The sequence below is a fragment of the Massilia sp. LMS1-1-1.1 genome (genome assembly GCF_040815535.1).
GTDB classification, from domain to species: domain Bacteria; phylum Pseudomonadota; class Gammaproteobacteria; order Burkholderiales; family Burkholderiaceae_D; genus Janthinobacterium; species Janthinobacterium aestuarii.
In genome coordinates, this window is record NZ_JBFPNG010000056.1 from 496,703 (window position 1) to 512,380 (window position 15,678).

General features: G+C 66.0%; 12 protein-coding genes. 1 reads left to right on the forward strand and 11 read right to left on the reverse strand.

The window, feature by feature from the left end:
• Position 1 precedes the first annotated feature (1 nt).
• Positions 2-379 carry a c-type cytochrome gene (locus MRBLMS1_RS26785; protein ID WP_485883346.1) on the reverse strand — a complete coding sequence of 126 codons (378 nt, stop codon included), beginning with the start codon at positions 377-379 and terminating at the stop codon, positions 2-4.
• A 230-nt stretch (positions 380-609) separates the two neighbouring features.
• On the opposite strand from MRBLMS1_RS26785, the gene MRBLMS1_RS26790 reads away from it, so the two are divergent.
• Entirely contained in the window at positions 610-1,308 is a 699-nt protein-coding gene (locus MRBLMS1_RS26790) for an alpha/beta hydrolase (protein ID WP_485883286.1), read from the forward strand.
• A gap of 9 nt (positions 1,309-1,317) precedes the next feature.
• On the opposite strand, the gene corA is transcribed toward MRBLMS1_RS26790, so the two are convergent.
• The 10 genes from corA to paoA form a co-directional block, all read right to left on the reverse strand.
• Positions 1,318-2,304, reverse strand: a complete 987-nt coding sequence (gene corA, locus MRBLMS1_RS26795; protein ID WP_485883288.1) for a magnesium/cobalt transporter CorA — start codon at positions 2,302-2,304, stop codon at positions 1,318-1,320.
• 107 nt (positions 2,305-2,411) lie between these two features.
• Complete coding sequence (locus MRBLMS1_RS26800) at positions 2,412-4,784, reverse strand: TonB-dependent siderophore receptor (RefSeq protein WP_485883290.1); 2,373 nt, start codon at positions 4,782-4,784, stop codon at positions 2,412-2,414.
• A gap of 94 nt (positions 4,785-4,878) precedes the next feature.
• The gene (locus MRBLMS1_RS26805) at positions 4,879-5,853 is read right to left on the reverse strand and encodes a FecR family protein (protein ID WP_485883292.1); all 975 of its coding nucleotides are present in this window, start codon (positions 5,851-5,853) and stop codon (positions 4,879-4,881) included.
• On the reverse strand, positions 5,850-6,368 hold the full coding sequence (locus tag MRBLMS1_RS26810; protein ID WP_485883294.1) for a sigma-70 family RNA polymerase sigma factor: 519 nt from the start codon (positions 6,366-6,368) through the stop codon (positions 5,850-5,852). Before MRBLMS1_RS26810 ends, MRBLMS1_RS26805 begins: the two co-directional genes overlap by 4 nt.
• Positions 6,369-6,504: 136 nt before the next feature.
• Positions 6,505-9,021 carry an ATP-binding protein gene (locus MRBLMS1_RS26815; protein ID WP_485883296.1) on the reverse strand — a complete coding sequence of 839 codons (2,517 nt, stop codon included), beginning with the start codon at positions 9,019-9,021 and terminating at the stop codon, positions 6,505-6,507.
• 10 nt (positions 9,022-9,031) lie between these two features.
• Positions 9,032-10,060, reverse strand: coding sequence for an ABC transporter substrate-binding protein (locus MRBLMS1_RS26820; protein ID WP_485883298.1), 1,029 nt, complete (start codon positions 10,058-10,060; stop codon positions 9,032-9,034).
• Entirely contained in the window at positions 10,057-11,694 is a 1,638-nt protein-coding gene (locus MRBLMS1_RS26825) for a response regulator (RefSeq protein WP_485883300.1), read from the reverse strand. Before MRBLMS1_RS26825 ends, MRBLMS1_RS26820 begins: the two co-directional genes overlap by 4 nt.
• A 123-nt stretch (positions 11,695-11,817) precedes the next feature.
• Positions 11,818-14,016 carry an aldehyde oxidoreductase molybdenum-binding subunit PaoC gene (gene paoC, locus MRBLMS1_RS26830; RefSeq protein WP_485883302.1) on the reverse strand — a complete coding sequence of 733 codons (2,199 nt, stop codon included), beginning with the start codon at positions 14,014-14,016 and terminating at the stop codon, positions 11,818-11,820.
• A 4-nt stretch (positions 14,017-14,020) separates the two neighbouring features.
• On the reverse strand, positions 14,021-14,980 hold the full coding sequence (locus MRBLMS1_RS26835) for an FAD binding domain-containing protein (protein WP_485883304.1): 960 nt from the start codon (positions 14,978-14,980) through the stop codon (positions 14,021-14,023).
• A complete protein-coding gene (paoA, locus tag MRBLMS1_RS26840; protein ID WP_485883306.1) occupies positions 14,977-15,636 on the reverse strand; it encodes an aldehyde dehydrogenase iron-sulfur subunit PaoA in 660 nt (219 codons plus the stop codon). The genes MRBLMS1_RS26835 and paoA overlap by 4 nt, the downstream gene beginning before the upstream one ends.
• Between the last annotated feature and the right edge of the window lie 42 nt (positions 15,637-15,678).

Here is a 15,678-nt window from a genome sequence, read left to right on the forward strand (position 1 = left end):
GTCATCGATTTTTCAAAATCACGCCGCTCATGTATTGATTCAGATCGCGAAAATCCTTCACGCTCCAAGCGTGCGGCGCAATCTTGACGCCATTTTCTTTCAAGGTTTTCGGAATCAGGTCGCCATTCGGACGAAGGATGACCGACGAGACGATCACGCCCGGATAATCATTGAGCCGTTTCCTGAAAGCGGAGGTGGTCAGATCAGGGGTACGGGGATTGCTTTTATTTGCCAGCGGCCCTGTTCCCTTGATCTCCGCTCCGTGGCACACGGCGCATCGCTGCATATACAGATTTTTTCCATTGACGTTCTCCGCGAAGGAGGTCGATGTGTGAAGCAGCGATAAAAGGCCCAGCGTAGCGGTGAATACTAATTTCATTGTCATGTAGTTTGTTATGGATATCAATCGGAGCGGAATCTGGGCAAACCCGGTGAGTGCCGCAGCAACGCTCCAGATCATATTTTAACCGGGATTGCTCATTCGATAAGCAATGCGTGCAGCCGGGGAACGGCCTACAATAACCAGGCTGGACACTGCGTGGCTGCCTGCTGACGGGCCGCGCGGCCTGTGTCGCCCCCGTCGGCGCTACCGCCACAAGGAGTATTCGCATGAGCAAGCAAGCCACCATCGTCCTCGTCCACGGTTTCTGGGGCGGCGCCGCCCACTGGAGCCGCGTCATTGCCGAATTGCGGCGCCATGGCCACACGGCCATCCGTGCCGTCGAACTGCCGTTGACGTCGCTGGCCGACGACGCCGAGCGCACGCGCAAAATGGTGGCGCAAGTCGATGGCCCGGTATTGCTGGTAGGACACTCCTACGGTGGCGCCGTCATCAGCGTGGCCGGCAATGCGCCGAATGTCGCGGGCCTCGTCTACATCGCCGCCTTCGCGCCCGACGCGGGCGAAAGCCCGGGCAGCATCACGCAGGAACACCCGCCCATCGGCGCGGCCAGCCTCGAGGGCGACAGCGACGGCTATCTGTGGGTCAAGCCCGAGCAATACCATGACAGCTTTTGCCAGGACCTCGACGCGGAAGAAGGCGCCGTGCTGGGCGTGGTGCAGAAAGCGCCGCTGGCCAGCACCTTCGGCGACACCGTCAGCGACCCGGCCTGGAAGCATAAGCCAAGCTGGTACCAGATTTCCAGCGCCGACCGCATGATTTCCCCCGTCAACCAGGAACGCATGGCGGCGCGGCTGAATGCGCGGAAAGTCATCACGCTGAACGCCAGCCACGCCTCGCTGGCTTCGCGCCCCGTCGAAGTGGCGGCGCTGATACTCGAGGCGGCAGGCGCGGTGGCGGGCAACTAAGCCTGCTGGCTACAGCCACCCCTCGCGCTTCAGCCGCCGGTGCAGCCAGAAGCAGCCGGCGATGATGACGGCGATCACGGCCGGATAGCTGCCGCGCCACTTCAGCTCCGGCATGAATTCGAAGTTCATGCCGTACAGGCTGAAGACCATGGTGGGCACGGCCAGGATGGCGGCCCAGGCGGCCAGGCGCTTGACGACCTCGTTCTGGCGGATCGAGATTTGCCCCAGCGCCACCTGCATGGCCGAATTGACCAGCTCTCGCATCTGCCCCGCCGTGTGCGTGACCCGTTTGACGTGGTCGAGAATGTCGCGGTAATAGATGCGGTTTTCCTTGGGCACGATGTCGCCATGGAAACGGATCAGCTGGGTACAGATGTCGTGCAGGGGATTAACGGCCGCATCGAGCTTGAGCAGCTCCGTCTTGAGCTGGTAGAAATCCTGCAGCTTGTCTTCGGAGAGGCTGGGCTTGAACAGCTGCAGTTCATAGTGCTGGAAGCGGGCCTGCAAATGGTCGATGCAGGGCTGGTACTGGTCGACGATGAAATCGATGATGGAATACAGCACGTAGCCGGGGCCGCTGGCCAGTTTCTCGGGCACGCTTTCCTTGCGCTCGCGCAGCTTCGCATAGCCGGCCGAGGGGCCATGGCGCACCGTGATGATGAAGCGTGGGCCGAGAAAGACGTGGGTTTCGCCGTAAACGATGGCCTCGCCGTCCAGGGTGGCCGTATGCATCACCATAAACAGGGTGTCGCCGTACTCTTCCAGCTTGGGCCGCTCGTGCGCGCCCTGCGCATCCTCGACGGCCAGTTCGTGCAAGCCGAACGCCGATTGCAGCGCTTGCATGGCCGTGGCGTCGGGGCTGGCCATGCCGATCCAGACGAAACAATCGGGGTCGCCGAGAAAGTCGCCCACCTTGTCGATGTCGAAGTGGGCGATCTTCCTGCCGTCGCGATACGCTTCGCAATTGACGACGGCGGCGTGGGTACTCAAGTCCATGGTGTTTTCGGAAAATGACGGCAATATCGGGGGGCCAGTATAGCGGAAAGACCATGTTCGCTGTACCGCCATGTGGACCGGGTCAAGGCGGCCCGGCCCGCACGACCTCAATAGCGGTAGTTCAAGCTCAGCATCGCGTTGCGCGGGTCGCCATAGCTGACCCTGCGGCCCGTGCTGATGCCGTAGTAGCTGCGGTCGGCCAGGTTGTTGAGGTTGAGCGACAGGGCCAGGCGATCGGAGACCTGGTAGCGCACCATGGCGTCGAACACGGCGTACGAGCCCTGGTGCACGGTGGTGGTGCCGCCGCGCACGGCCCGGGTTTGCTGCCAGGTATGCGATTGCCAGCGGGCGCCGCCGCCCAGCGTCAGGCGCGGCATCGGCTGCCAGGTGCTGTACAGGCTGAGCTGGTCTTCGGGCGCCAGGGTATTGACCTTGCCGGCCGCGTCGCGCGCGATCTTGTGCGTGTAGCCGGCCTGCAATTGCCAGCCCGGCATCAGCTGGCCCGACACTTCCAGCTCCACGCCGCGCGAGCGCACGCCGTCGATGGCGCGGTAGGCGTCCATGCCCGTCACCTTGTTCACGGCATCGACAGACTCGGCAAAATTATCCTGGCGCACCTCGAAAGCGGCCGCGCTGGCGTTCAGGCGGCCGTTGAGGAAGACGCCCTTCACGCCCGCCTCGATATTCTTGCCCAGCACGGGGTCCAGGGTCTTGTTGTCGACGTCGCGGCTGTTTTGCGGACTGAAAATGTCGCTGTAGCTGGCAAACGCCGTCAGGTTAGGCGCGAAGTCCCACGTCAGGCCCGCATACGGCGTGAAGATCGACGCTTCATCGATCTCGGCCGTTGGGTTGACGTAGGACGACAGGCGCCCGCCTACGATCACGTGCACGCCCTGCGGCAGCGAAAAGCGGCCCGTCGCATACACGGCCTTCTGGCGGATGACTTCGCGCGCCGTGTCCAGTTCCCACTTCGGCTCAGCGACTATGCCCCGGTAGGTGTAAATGTTATCGACCTTGATGAAGGAATACGGGCTGAAAACGTCGTCCGACTGTTTGCGGTAGGCGTTCGCGCCCACCACCAGTTCATGCGTGCGGCCCAGCAAGGTAAACGGCCCCTTGGCGTACACGTCCAGGCCATTGCTGGTGGCGTCGCTGTTGTACTGGCGCGCCGTGACGGACGTGCCGCTGCCGTCCGCCTTCGGAAAACCGTCAAGGTAGGCGACGGGCGCATACAGGGCGTTGGCCTGGTGGATCAGGCGCAGATTGGCCAGCCAGCCATTGTCGAAGGTGTGCTCGAGCGAAGCGAAGACGGATTTGGCTTGCGTCTGCTGCGTGCTCCAGGTGGGCGCGCCGTTGAACGAACGGGGCATGGTGAATCGGTTGCCGTCCGCGTCGAACAGCGGCGCGCCGCCCCAGTCGCTATTGCGCGGCACCGTGTGCTGGTAGTCGGCGCCCACGGTCAGCAAGGTGCGCGGCGACAGGTCCGCCTCCAGCGTGCCATACGCGAGTTCGGAGCGGCGCTGGTAGCGGTCGACGAACGAATGCTTGTCCTGATAGGACGCCACGGCGCGCGCACGCACGCTGCCGCTGTCATCCAGGGGACCGCCCACGTCAACCATACCACGGTAATTGCTCCACGATCCAGCCGCCAGGTCGGCCAGCGCGCGCAATTCACGCGTGGGCTTCTTGCGGATCAGATTGACCGTGGCGCCCGGCGTGCCGGCGCCGCTCATCAGCGCATTCGCGCCTTTCAGCACCTCGACCCGGTCGTACAGGTCCATATTGGCCAGGGACTCGCCCAGGTTCAGCGAAGCGTCGCGCGTCCACGGCAAGCCGTCGTAGCTGAAATTGTCGAGCGAAAAACCGCGCGCATAGTAAATCGTGCGCTCGCTGTCGATGTGCTGCACGTACACGCCCGGCGTGTGGTTCAGCACTTCGCTCAGCTGCACCAGGCCGAAATCGTCCATCTGCTGGCGCGTGACGACGCTGACCGCGTGCGGCGTCTCGCGCGGCGACAGCACCAGGCGGTTCGCCGTGCTGACGGCGCCCGTCGTATAGGAACCCGTGTCTTCCGTCACCTGGCCCAGGTAATTGGTGGTGATGACCACTTCCGGCATCGTTGCCTCGGGATGGGCGGCGGCCTGTGGCGCCGCCGCTTGCACGGTATAGACGCCGCTATCGGTCTTGAGCAGGACCAGCTGCGTGCCCTGCAAGGCGCGGCGCAAGGCCTGCTCCGCCGTGAAATCGCCGTGCACGGCCGCCCCGCTGGCGCCGCGCACCAGATCCGCATCGATGGAAATGCGCACGCCGCCACGGCTGGCAATCGCGATCAGGCTGGCGTTCAGGGACTGGGCCGGCACGTCATAGCGCACGGTGGCTGGCGCCATTTGCGCCGCTGGCGTTTGCGCCAGGACGGTGGGCACGGCGCAGGAAAGTAACATTACAGCCAGGGGAATCTGGCGCATCAACAATGGTGGCATGCTGGGACTCTATCTTGGTGGTGAAGGAAAAGTGGGGCTACACCAGGTATGAGTCGCGGCGCGCCAAAAGTGACAGTGCCGGCGCAAAAATAATTCAGGCCCGCTTCACATCGAGGCCCGTCCACCAGCCGCCGGGCCCCTGGCGCAAGGTGACGGGCAAGGTTTCGGCCAGCGCCAGCAAGGTCGCTCCGCTATCGTCGAGCGAGTAATTGCCCGATACGCGCAGCGCCGCCGCCTGCGCCGTGATGTCGATGTAGCCGTGGCGGTACGGACGCAAGGCGGCCACCACTTCGCCCAGCGGCTGGTCGACGGCCACCAGCATGCCCTGCTCCCACGCCGTCGCCTGCCCTGGCGCCATGCCGGGCAGCATGGTCAGCCGGTCCGCGTCGAAGCGCGCCGCCTGGCCCTGGCGCAGCACGCGCGCCAGTCCTTTGCCGGCCGGACGCACGTCGAGATCGCCCCGCACGGCCAGCGCCACGGTGCCCTGCGCTTCGCGCCGCAGCATCAGTTCGCCGCCCTGCGCCGTCACCGTGCCGTGCGCGCTGCGCAGCAGGAATGGCGCATTTGCCGCGTGCGCCACGCGCGCCAGCAGCTGGCCCTGGCGCAAGGTGACGTGGCGATGTCCATGCGTGACGTCCGTATCGGCCGAGGAACGGGCATCCAAAGTCAGCACGCTGCCGTCGGCCAGCGTGTAGCGGCCCCGCTTGGCCGTGGCCGTATGCAGGTCGGCGCTCCAGTCCGGCAAGAACGGGCTGCCGCGCAGCAGCCAGGCGCCGCCGAACGCCGCGCCCGCCAGGCACAGGGCGCCCTGCAGCCACTGGCGCCGCTGCTGATCGTGCCGGGCGGCGCGCGCCAAGGTTTGCCCGACGGTCCCCGCCCCGCCCGCCGCCTGCAGCGGGCCGACGCTGTGCTCGACGGCCTGCCCCAAGGTGTGCCACGCGGCCGCATGGCGCGCATCGGCGGCCAGCCAGCGGGCGAAGGCCTGATGCTGGGCCGCGTCCGCCTCGCCCGAACTCAGTTCGACCAGCCAGCCGATGGCGGCGTCCTGTACCGCAGGGGACATGCTCATGCCAACTCCGCGGCGGCCAGGCAGCAGCGCAAGCCTTGCGCCATGTACTGGCGCACCATGCTGGCCGATACGCCCAATTGCGCCGCGATCTGCGCATACGTGAGGCCATCGAGCTGGCTCATGAGAAAGGCGCTGCGCGCCTTGACGGACAAGGTATCAAGCGCGCGCGACAGCCGCTCCAGCGCTTCGAGCAGCACGGCGCGTTCCTCGGGCGATGGCTGGACGGCGTCCGGCAGCAGCGCCAGGGTGTCGAGATAGGCCTGCTCGATATCGCGCCGCCGCCATTGCTGCAGCAAGATGCTTTTCGCTACCGTCGTGAGATAGGCGCGCGGCTCGCGGATGGCGGCCAGCCGCCCCGCATGCAGCACGCGCACAAAGGTTTCCGATGTGACATCTTCCGCCTCCGCCCGGTTACGCAGGCGTAACAGCAAGCGCTGCAGCAGCCAGCCATGGTGGCCCGTAAACAGGCCGGCTGCCAGGGTGGCGTCATTCGAGGGAAAAGGCAAGGCAGACAAGAGCGGATCCGGCGGCTTTAATGATAATGATTCTCATTATATTGCAGGGACTGGAGGATGTCCCGCAATTTTGCCATTGTTGTCAGGCGCCGACAACGCAGCAGCGGTCTTGAAGGACAAGGAATGCCGCAGCAGGCTAAGCCGTCGAGATGACCGCATTCAGGGCGCGCCGTAATTCCTTCAGCCGGGGCGGCTTGCCCAGCACGCAGTTGACATGTTCGGGATAGTCGCTGTCGGCCGCCAGGCGCTGGCCCCAGCCCGTGAGCATGATGATGGGCGTGGCCGGCGAACACTGGCGCACGGCGCTGGCCACCTTGCGCCCGTCCACGTGGGGCATGCCCAGGTCCGTGATGACCACCTCGAAATCCTCGTGCCGGTCGCGCGCGGCCAGGAAGCTGTCGATGCCGGCCTGGCCCCCATCGGCGGACACCACGTCGTGGCCATCGATTTCCAGGATGTCGCGCAGGGACTTGAGCACCATCGGGTCGTCATCGACGACGAGGATGCGCAGGCGCGGCGGCACGGCGTGGGCCGCGTCGGGCGCCGGCTCCCCAGCATCCGCCGCGCAGGCGGGAAATGCCAGGCGCACCGCCGTGCCCTGCCCCGGCGCCGTGACGATATCGATGCTGGCGCCATGGCGCTCCATCATGCCGTACACCATGGCCAGGCCCAGGCCCGTTCCCCGCTCGCCCTTGGTGGTGAAAAACGGTTCCAGGCAGCGGCGGCGCGTATTCTCGTCCATGCCGACGCCCGTGTCGGCCACTTCGATCAGCACCTGGCGCGTCAGCTGGCCGGGTGCACCTACGCTAGCCGTGCGCACGGTCAGGGTGCCGCCATCGGGCATGGCGTCGACGGCATTGAAGACGAGGTTCGTCAGTGCTTCGCGCAATTCGCCCACGCTGCCGGGCAGCATGGGCAGCCCGTCGGTCAGCTCCGTGCGCAGGGCGATGACGATGCCGCGCTGCTGCGGCATGTCGCTCCAGCGCGCGCGCGTCAGGTCCAGCACCTGCTGCACCACCAAGTTTGCATCGATGGGCGAGAGCGCCAGTTGCGGCTCGCGCTGGCGGTAGAATTCCCGCATGCGCGCCACGGTGGCGGCCACGTCGTCGATGGCACGTTCGATCACTTCCAGGCAATGCCGGCCCTGCGGACTGAGATTGGTTTCCGTCTCCAGCAGCGATTCCGTGTACAGGGCCACGGGGGAAATGGCGTTATTGATGTCGTGCGCGATGCCGCTGGCCATCTGCCCCAGCGCGCGCAGTCGTTCCTGCTGCATCACCGACTGCTGCGTCTGGCGTAAATCGTCATAGGCGCGCTGCAGTGCGCCGTAGAGCTGCACCTGGTTGGCGGCCAGCGCCACGTGTTCGCTCAGCTGGTTGAGGAATTCGCATTCGCCGCTGGTAAAGCTGTTTGCGGCGCGGCGCGCCACGATCAGGATGCCGAAGACCGTGTTTTCGGCCAGCAGCGGCGCCATGACGAGGGCGCGCAGTCCCCCTTGCGCCAGGCGCTGCGGAAACGGAAACGCCACCCCGGCGATGTCGGCTTCATATACGAGCTTGCCGCGCACGCAGCTCGACAGGCCATTCTCGTCGATGGGAATGTGCGCATGTTCGCTCATCATGAACGACTGCGCCAGCGCCTCGCTGCGCACGCCCACGCACGTCACCTGCAGCGCGTGCTGCGACGGTTCGTACAGGCAGATACAGCTGAAATCGATGGGCAGCTGCTCTTCCAGGCTGCGCACGACCACCTGGAAGATGCTGCGCAAATCCTGCCGCTCGCCGATCGAGCGCGTGATCTGCTGCAGCAGGTTCAGGCGTTCGACCTGCTCATGTACTTTGCGCTCGGCCAGCTGGCGTTCGGCGATCTGCGTTTCCAGGGCCGCATTCGTGTGCGCCAGCTCGTCGCGCGAGACGGTGGTGCGGCGCAGCTTTTCCGTCATGCCGTCGAAGGCGCGCGCCAGGTCGCCGATTTCATTTTTGGTGTGCACGCCGAGCGAAAAGTCCAGCTTGCCGGCGCCGACGATCAGGGTACCCTGGCGCAGTTTTTCCAGCGGTCCCGTGACGCTGGTGATGGTGAAGTAAATCAGGCCGGCCACCAGCGCGATGATCATGCCGCCAAACAGCATCACGGCCACGTTGGCCCGCTGCTGCGCCTCCAGCACGCCTTGCCTGCTCAACTCGGACAGCCGCATCGCCTCCGAAATCATGCCCTGCACCTTGCCCATGATCTGGCCGGACAGGCGCGACTCCAGCTCGTCCAGCACTTCGCGCCGCTGCGGGTCCTGCCCCAGCTCGCGGTGGTTCGCGACAAAGAGGTGGAACAGGCCGCCCACGCCGGCCAGGTCGCCCTGCAATTTCAGCAGCAGCGCGCGCTCCTCGTCCGTGCTGAAGGAGGGCGTGGCCAGCAGGCCCGATGACAGCGATTCGCTGCGCAGCTGCCACTGGGCCCGCGTGCGCTCGCCATGGTGCAACGCATATTCGATCGACAGGTAGCGCAGCGACGTGACGGCTTGCAGGATATCGGCCGCCGCCTTGTTCTTCGCCAGTTCGCGCTGCATCGCCATGGTGGTGGAAAACAGCATGGCGACGATGATGGCCACGAGCACCACGCAAAACAGTTCGGCCAGCTTGAAACGCGTTACGATTTTCACGGTGGCCTTCTCAATGAATGACCGTCACGGCCGATGGCGCCACGGCTTCCAGCCCGTCCAGGTAGACGGCGTCGAGGAAGTTCGGCATGGTGCCGCGCTCGGCCAGCCGGTTCCTGATGGCCCAGCGCGCCTCGTCTTCCAGCGCCAGCAGCAAGCCCTGGTCGAGCACGACGCCGAAGCGGTAACCGTGCCAGGCCGCCTGCAGGCGAGCCGTCTCGCTGGCCGATGCCTTGGCAAACAGGGCGCGCGCGGCGTCGGGCTCATCCTGGCAAAAGCGGGCGCCGGCAATCAGCGCCCGCAGCACCTTGCGCACCGTGGCCGGGTGGCTGCGCACATAGCCGTCCGTGCCGGCCACGTTGAACAGGCCCGCATACACGTCTTCGCCATAGAAGATGGCCGCCTTGCCCGCGATGGCATGCGTCATGCCCGTCAGGAACGGTTCCCAGCCGGCCGCAGCGTCGACCTCGCCCCGCGCCAGCGCCCCGGCCAGCTGCTCGGGCGCGTAGTTGCGCAAGGTGACTTCGGTGGGCAGCAGCTTCTGGCGGTTCAAAAAGGCGTCCAGCGTAAACTGGCCGGACGTGCCCAGGGTCACGCCGATGCGCTTGCCCTTCAGGCTGGCGGGCGTGGACACGCCGCGGTCCAGGCGCCCCACGATGCCGTGGTCGCGCTCGGCCTCGAAGATGCTGGCGATGATGACGACGGACTGGTTCTGCAGGCTGGCCAGCACGACGGGAATATCGGAAACCGTGCCCAGGTCGGCCTTGCCCTGCAACACGGCTTCCATCGACGCCTTGCCCGAGGAATACGGCTGCAGCCGCGCGTCGATGCCTTCGCGCGCGAAATGCCCCTGCCCGTGCGCGGCCAGGACGGGGCAGCTGCCCACGTATTCCGCATTCACGGCCAGGCGCAGCACTTCCACGGGGCCGGGCGGCGCGGCGGGACGGGCATGGAGCTGCCAGATGGCCACGGCAACCAGCGCCAGCAACAGCGCGATGACCGCCAGCCTGGCCATCCACCGCCCCGGTGCAAGGCCGCTCATGCGCTGCACTGCGCCGTGGCCGACTCCAGCGCGCTGTTGATGGCCTCGGAAAACGCCGTTACGTCGATCGGCTTGGTGAGATAGCGGTAAAAGCCCGCCGCCAGTCCCTGGCGAATATCGCCGGGCCCGGCCACGGCCGTCAGGGCGATGACGGGGATATGCGCGGTGCGGGCATCGGCACGCAGCAGCTGCATGACTTGCGTGCCGCTGATGTCGGGCAGGTCGCTATCCATCAGTATCAGCTGCGGCACGTGGCGGCGCGCCATGTCCAGGCCCGTCTGCCCGTCGCCGGCCGACAGCAGGTCGAGATCGGGACGGAAATGGATCAAACCCGCCACCAGGGTCACATTCAGGGGATTGTCTTCCACATACAGCAGCGTCTTGCGGTCCGGCAGCCGTAGCATTTCGGCGGGACGGGCAATGACGGGTAGGCGCGCACTGTCCTGCGGCGGCTGGCGCGCCGGGCAACTGGCGATATCGAGCCAGAAAGTGCTGCCGCGCCCGGGCGTGCTGGCCACGCCCAGCCTGGCCTGCATGGCTTCGGCCAGGCGCTTGCTGACCACCAGGCCCAGGCCCGTGCCCTCCTCGTCGCGCGCATCGCGTCCCAGGCGGTTGAAGGGCTGGAACAGCGCCTCCAGCTGCGTGGCGCTCATGCCGCCGCCCGTGTCGCGCACGGACAGGCGCAGCTGGCGCGCGTCGACGGGCTGGCAATCGACGTGGATCTCGCCCTGTTCGCGGTTGTACTTGACTGCGTTCGACAACAGGTTGATCAGAACCTGCTTGAGGCGCGTGCGGTCGGCCAGCACATGCACGCCGCCCGCTTCGACGAACGTCAGGGTGATGCCGCGCTTGTGCGCCAGCGGTTCCATCATTTGCCAGCATTCGTGGTAGATGTCGGCCAGGCTCACGGGTTCCATCGACAGCGACATATTGCCCGACTCGATCTTGGCGATGTCGAGGATGTCGTTGATCAGGGTCAGCAAATGCCGGCCGGCGCCGAAGATGTGCGAGGCAAAGGTTTTCTTTTCCTGCCCCGTCGAGGGGATGGAATCGGACATCAGCATCTGCGAAAAGCCCATGATGGCGTTGAGCGGCGTGCGCAGCTCGTGGCTCATGCTGGACAGGAAATTGGTCTTTTCCTGGTTCGCCCGCTCGGCCACTTCGCGGGCCAGCTGCAAATCCTTGTTCATGGCGTCGAGTTCGGCCGTGTGCTGGCGCAGCAGCAGTTCCAGACGCGCATTGGCGATGCGCAGCTGGCGCGTTTCCAGCGCCCGCGCCAGTATCAGCAGTATGCCCGACACCTTGAACGGCTTGACGACATAATCGAGCGCGCCCGCCTTCATGGCCTGCACGGCCGAGGCGATCGTGCCTTCGCCCGTCATGATGATGCAGGCCAGGTCGGGATCGATCTTGCGCGCCGCTTCCACCACGGCGATGCCGTTCATGCCCGGCATCATCAGGTCGACCAGCAGCAGGTCGAACGATTCGACGGCCAGCAGCGACAGCGCCGCCTCGCCCGAAGCGAGCCCCGTCGTGTCGTATGCCTGGCCGCGCAAGGTGTCGCACAGCGCGCGCACATGCGCCAGCTCGTCATCGACGATCAGTAACCGCGGCGGCATTGATGAGCTGTTCATGCATTCTCCTGGCGGCATGGCCTTGCGGACCGGAAATTTCCCCGCAACATGCGTTCCGAGCATAGCACTTGAAAATTACCAAAAATACACGCATTGTCACGCGCGCCAGGCGCCAGGCAGATGTCAGCCCGTCACGGGCAGCCCCCGCAGCAGCTTGTCGAGCGTCAGCGGATAGTCGCGCACGCGCACCCCCGTCGCGTTGTAGACGGCATTGGCGATGGCCGCCGCCACGCCGCAGATGCCCAGCTCGCCCACGCCCTTGGCTTTCATGGGCGAAGACGTGGGGTCCGTTTCATCGAGGAAGATGACGTCCTGGTGCGGGATGTCGGCGTGCACGGGTACTTCGTAGCTGGCCAGGTCGTGGTTGACGAAGAAGCCGCGGCGCTGGTCGACCACCAGTTCTTCCATCAGGGCCGCGCCCACGCCCATGGTCATGGCGCCGATCACCTGGCTGCGCGCCGCTTTCGGGTTCAAAATGCGGCCGGCCGCGCACACGGCCAGCATGCGGCGCACGCGCACTTCGCCCGTGTCGCCGTCCACGCCCACTTCGACGAAATGGGCGCCGAACGTCGATTGCTGGAATTTTTTATCGAGGTCGCCGTATTCCATATGGTCTTCCGCGACGACGTCGCCATGGTAGGCGGCGGCAGCGAGCGGCACGCTGCGCTCGCCCTGGCTCACTTGCCCATCGGAAAAGCGCGCCTCTTTCTCATCGAAGCCCAGCTTGCCGGCGATGGCCTGGCGCAGGCGCACGCAGGCCGCGTACACGCCGGCCGTGGAACTGTTGCCGCCCCACTGCCCGCCCGAACCGGCCGAGACGGGAAAATCCGAGTCGCCGAGGCGCACGACCACCTTGTTCAAGGTCACGCCCAGCATTTCCGCCGCCGTCTGCGCGATGATGGTGTAACTGCCCGTGCCGATGTCCGTCATGTCCGTTTCCACGGTCACGATACCGTTGCCGTCAAGACGCACACGGGCGGCGGACTTCATGACGAGGTTGTTGCGGAAGGCGGCCGCCACGCCCATGCCCACCAGCCAGCGGCCGTCGCGCCGCGTGCCGGGCTGGCTTTGCCGTTCTTTCCAGCCGAATTCCACGGCGCCCGTGCGCAGGCAATCGATCAGGCGGCGCTGGGAAAACGGCCTACTCGGCTTTTCCGGGTCCACTTTCGTGTCGTTCAGGATGCGGAAGACGATGGGGTCCATTTTCAGCTTGTCCGCCATCTCGTCCATCGCGATTTCCAGCGCCATCATGCCCGGCGCCTCGCCCGGCGCGCGCATGGCGTTGCCTTCCGGCAAGTCAAGCACGGCCAGGCGCATGGCCGTCATGCGGTTCGGTCCCGCATACAGCAGCCGCGTCTGCATCACGGCCGTTTCCGGCTGACCCCCTTTCAAGTCGCCGGACCACGATTCATGGCCGATGGCCGTGATCTTGCCGTCGCGCGTGGCGCCGATGCGCAGGCGCTGGATGGTGGCGGGCCGGTGCGTCGTGTTGTTGATCATCAAGGGCCGCGCCAGGGCGACCTTGACGGGACGCTGGGCCGCGCGCGCGCCCAGAGCCGCCAGCAAGGCTTCCGCGCGCACGAACAGCTTGCCGCCGAAGCCGCCGCCGATATACGGCGAAACGATGCGCACTTTATCCTTCGGTATGCCAAGCGTACGGGCCAGGTCGCTGCGGCCCCAGTCCACCATCTGGTTCGCCGTCCACACCGTCACCTTGTCGCCTTCCCAGGCGGCAATCGAGGCGTGCGGCTCCATCATCGCGTGCGACTGGTCGGGTGTCGTGTACATGGCGTCCAGGCGCACGGGGGCATGGCCATAGGCGCCGGCGAAGTTGCCCGTCTTGCTGTCGGGCTTGCCCTCCTTCGGCTTGGCGGCGCCGCCCTTGGCCCTGGCCAAGTCGAACGCACCCGTTTGCTCGACATACTTGACGTCAAGCAACTGTGCGGCCGAGCGGGCTTGCTCGAAGGTTTCCGCCACCACCAGCGCGATGGCCTGGTGGTAATGTTCAATGTCCGGCCCGCCCAGCAGCTTTGCCGTGTTCATCTTGCCTTTGCCCAGCTTGCCAGCCGACTCGGCCGTGACCACGGCCAGCACGCCCGGTGCGCGCCGCGCGACGCTGGTGTCGATCGAGGCAATGCGCCCCTTGGCGATGGCCGCGCCGACGACATGGCCATAGGCCGCATGCGGCGCGGCCTTGTTCTGTTCATATGCATACGGCGCCGTGCCCGTGGTTTTCAGGGGGCCGTCGATGCGGTCCGTGGGGCGGCCCACGATTTTCAGCTGGTCGATGGGATTGGTGGTCGCCGGTGTCGAAAATTTCATGGCCCTAGCCTTTCTTCGCTTGTGCTTGCGCCAGCACCGAGGCAATCGTGCGCTGCGCCAGGGTCACCTTGAAGCCATTGTCGTCAGTGGGATGGGCGCCGGCCAGCAGGCGTTCGCTCACGGCGGCGGCACCATCGGGTATCGCCTGCTCGGCGGCGGACACGCGCCACGGCTGCGGCGCGACGCCGCCCAAGGCCAGCCTGCCCTTGCCGTTGGGCAAAATGATGGCTGCCACGGACACGAGCGCGAACGCGTACGAGGCCCGGTCGCGCACCTTGCGGTAGACGTGCGTGCCGCCAACGGGCGGGGGCAAGGTCACGCTGGTGATCAGTTCGCCCGGCTGCAGCACAGTTTCCACGTGCGGCGTGTTGCCCGGCAAGCGGTAAAAGTCGGCGATGGGGATGCTGCGCGTGCTGCCATCGGCCCGCACCGTATCGATGCCGGCGTCGAGCACGCGCATGGCCACGGCCATGTCGCTCGGGTGCGTGGCGATGCAGGCATCGCTGCCGCCCAGAATCGCCAGCGGCCGGCTGAAGCCGACTATGGCCGAGCAGCCGCTGCCCGGCACGCGCTTGTTGCAAGCCTGGTTCGTGTCATAGAAATACGGGCAGCGCGTGCGCTGCAGCAGGTTGCCCGCCGTCGTCGCCTTGTTGCGCAATTGCGCCGAAGCGCCGGCCAGCAAGGCGCGCGACAGCACGCCATAATCGCGCCGCACGGTGGCGTGCGCGGCCAGCGCCGTGTTGCGCACGAGGGCGCCGATGCGCAGGCCGCCATCCTTTGTTGCTTCCACCGTATCCAGCGCGAGGCCATTGACGTCGATCAAGTGTGCCGGCGTTTCGATTTCCAGCTTCATCAGGTCGAGCAGATTCGTCCCGCCCGCGATGAATCTGGCGCCCGGCGTGTTCACGGCGGCCGCCGCCGCTTCGGCCGGTGAAGTGGCCTTCTGGTAGCTGAATACCCTCATGCCGGCCTCCCGGCCACCTCGGTGATGGCCTCGATGATGTTGGAGTAGGCGCCGCAGCGGCAGATGTTGCCGCTCATGCGCTCGCGCAATTCTTCGGGCGTTGCCTGCGGGGCCGCGCTCAGGTCCGCGCTGACGTGGCTGGGGATGCCCTGGCGGATCTCGCCCAGCGCGGCGACGGCCGAGCATATCTGCCCCGGGGTGCAATAGCCGCACTGGTAGCCGTCGTGTGCAATGAAGGCGGCCTGCATCGGATGCAATTTCTCTGGCGTGCCCAGACCCTCGATGGTGGTGACCTTGGCGCCATCATGCATCACGGCAAGAGTCAGACAGGCATTGATGCGCTGGCCGTCGAGCATGACGGTGCAGGCGCCGCACTGGCCGTGGTCGCAGCCCTTCTTGGTGCCCGTCAGCTGCAAATGTTCGCGCAAGGCGTCGAGCAAGGTGGTGCGCGTGTCGAGTTCCAGGCTGTGGCGCCGGCCGTTGACGTCGAGGCTGACTTTCATCAGCACGGGTGGCGAAGAAACACGGGCCTGGGCGGCCGTATTCACCGCCCCAGCCGCGCCTGCCACACCGGGTACGGCGGCGGCCGTGGCCGACAGCGCGCCGGCGATCAGCAAGCCGCGCCTGCCGGCATTAATTTCATTACAGTCTGTCATCTCGCGCTTCCTCCTGGCTGTGGACTGGCTGGGTGGGCGCAT

Coding starts and splice junctions, on each gene's coding strand:
- paoA (WP_485883306.1), bottom strand. CDS start 15,636: ATGACAGACTGTAATGAAATTAATGCCGGCAGGCGCGGCTTGCTGATC.
- MRBLMS1_RS26820 (WP_485883298.1), bottom strand. CDS start 10,060: ATGAGCGGCCTTGCACCGGGGCGGTGGATGGCCAGGCTGGCGGTCATC.
- MRBLMS1_RS26785 (WP_485883346.1), bottom strand. CDS start 379: ATGAAATTAGTATTCACCGCTACGCTGGGCCTTTTATCGCTGCTTCAC.
- MRBLMS1_RS26790 (WP_485883286.1), top strand. CDS start 610: ATGAGCAAGCAAGCCACCATCGTCCTCGTCCACGGTTTCTGGGGCGGC.
- MRBLMS1_RS26805 (WP_485883292.1), bottom strand. CDS start 5,853: ATGAGCATGTCCCCTGCGGTACAGGACGCCGCCATCGGCTGGCTGGTC.
- MRBLMS1_RS26825 (WP_485883300.1), bottom strand. CDS start 11,694: ATGAACAGCTCATCAATGCCGCCGCGGTTACTGATCGTCGATGACGAG.
- paoC (WP_485883302.1), bottom strand. CDS start 14,016: ATGAAATTTTCGACACCGGCGACCACCAATCCCATCGACCAGCTGAAA.
- corA (WP_485883288.1), bottom strand. CDS start 2,304: ATGGACTTGAGTACCCACGCCGCCGTCGTCAATTGCGAAGCGTATCGC.
- MRBLMS1_RS26800 (WP_485883290.1), bottom strand. CDS start 4,784: ATGCCACCATTGTTGATGCGCCAGATTCCCCTGGCTGTAATGTTACTT.
- MRBLMS1_RS26835 (WP_485883304.1), bottom strand. CDS start 14,980: ATGAGGGTATTCAGCTACCAGAAGGCCACTTCACCGGCCGAAGCGGCG.